The 1,996-nt window shown below is 22.7% G+C and carries 1 protein-coding gene; it reads left to right on the forward strand.

The features are described 5' to 3' along the window. Positions 1-1,578, forward strand: a 1,578-nt coding sequence (locus AlmWB_RS01170) for an HAD-IC family P-type ATPase (RefSeq protein WP_157022389.1), incomplete at its 5' end; no start/stop codon positions are given. Positions 1,579-1,996 lie beyond the last annotated feature (418 nt).

The raw sequence follows: 1,996 nt of genomic DNA on the forward strand, positions 1-1,996 counted from the left end.
AATCGAAAAAATAAAAAAATAATTGAACATGCTTTTTTAAATAGTTTTTTTCAAACAGGGTTAGCTAGTCGTCCTATTGATTTAGCTATAATTAATGAAATCAAAAAAATCAACAGCATAGACCATTTAACTAAAGATTTAGAAAAAATTGATGAAATACCTTTCGATTTCCAACGAAGAATCGTAAGTGTGGTGGTTTTGAATCATGACAATCAAAAAAAAAGAATTATTAGTAAAGGTGCTGTTGAAGAAATTCTAACAATATGCAATAAAATTAAAATTATCGAGACTAATACACTTAAATCAGAAATTTTACCTTTAAATAAAGAACAGATTATAAATCAAACCAAATATTACAACCAAAAAGGTTTACGTGTTATTGGAATTGCTGATAAAGAAATTTCTTCTTTTGTAACAAATGACAATTCGAATAATAATTTAGAAAAAAACATGACATTTATAGGTTTGATAACTTTTTATGACAAACCAAAACCTAGTGCTATTGACCTTATCCAATCATTGAACAAATATAACGTCAAAGTCAAAATGTTAACAGGCGATGATGCAATTTTGTCACAAAATATAGCTAAGCAAATCCAATTGGAACACCCCGATGAATTTCTCCTAGGGAAAGACATTGAAAAAATGAATGATAATATTCTATATCAAAAAGTATTAAATATTAATATTTTAGCTAAATTAAATCCAGAACAAAAACGTCGCATTGTTTCTTTATTTCGTCAAAAAGGACATATTGTAGGTTTTATGGGAGATGGTATTAATGATGCTGCTGCGATGCAAGCAGCCAATTTAGCTATTGCAGTTAATTCAGGAGTGGACATAGCTAAAGAATCAGCTGATGTCATTCTCTTAGGAGAAGATTTAAAAGTTTTACAAGATGGGATTTTAGAAGGACGTAAATTAAGCGCTAACACTTTGAAATATATTAAATTTACTTTAGCAGCTAATTTCGGAAATATTTTAAGTATCGTTTTTGCTTCATTGTGTTTAAAATTTATACCTTTATTACCTATTCAAATTTTATTTTTAAATTTAATTTATGATATTATTTGTTTAAGTTTAGGTTCAGATAATGTAGATTCGATTTATTTGAAAAAACCAAGACAATGGAATTTTAAAAATATAATTCATTTTACTCTTTTATTTGGTTTTATAGCTTTCATGTTCGATGTATTTTTTTATTTAGGATTAAATTTATTTTATGACAAGTCAATGACAAGTATAACATTAGAAAATGTAACAGATATATCATTTATACAAACAAGTTGGTTTATATTTTCCATTTGGTCTCAAATTTTAACAATTTATCATTTAAGAACAGAAAATTTACGACAAAATTATAAAATAAATCGCATTATGCTTGGATTATTTTTATTAGGAGGGATTATTGTTACAATATTACCTTGTATCCCTTATACTAAAAAAGCATTTGCATTTGTTTCACCTTTTGAAAAACCATGGTATATAATTTTATTAATAATCATCTTAATATTTTATAGTTGTTGTCTTACAATAGCCAAAAAAATTTTTATAAAAAAACATCAAGAATTAATATGAAAAAATTCTCAACTTTGAATGTTTTTGAAAAATTAATAAATAAGGTAGTGATGATAATTTGGATATTAAATATTTAATATTTTTGATAATTTGTTTAGCATTTCTGTTTTATATTTCTTTATATATCCTTTTCAGCAAATACGAATTTTTTAAAATTATTTATTTTTCTTTTTTTTATTTTTTTATTTTTTTATTTTTTTATTTTTTTTCTTTTTGCATTTCCAATTTGTCTATATTTTCTTGCTTATTCTTTTTTTTTCTTTTTTTTTCTTTTTCATTTTTTTTTTTTTTTTTTTTTTTTTTTTTGTTTTGTTGGTTGTGGTTTTTTTTTTTTTTTTTTTTTTTTTTTTATTTTTTATTTATTTTTATTTTTTCTTTTAATTTTTTTTTAAATATAAATACTTTTTTTTTAATTTTC

This window comes from Candidatus Phytoplasma phoenicium (assembly GCF_001189415.1).
Taxonomy (GTDB): domain Bacteria; phylum Bacillota_I; class Bacilli_A; order Acholeplasmatales; family Acholeplasmataceae; genus Phytoplasma; species Phytoplasma phoenicium.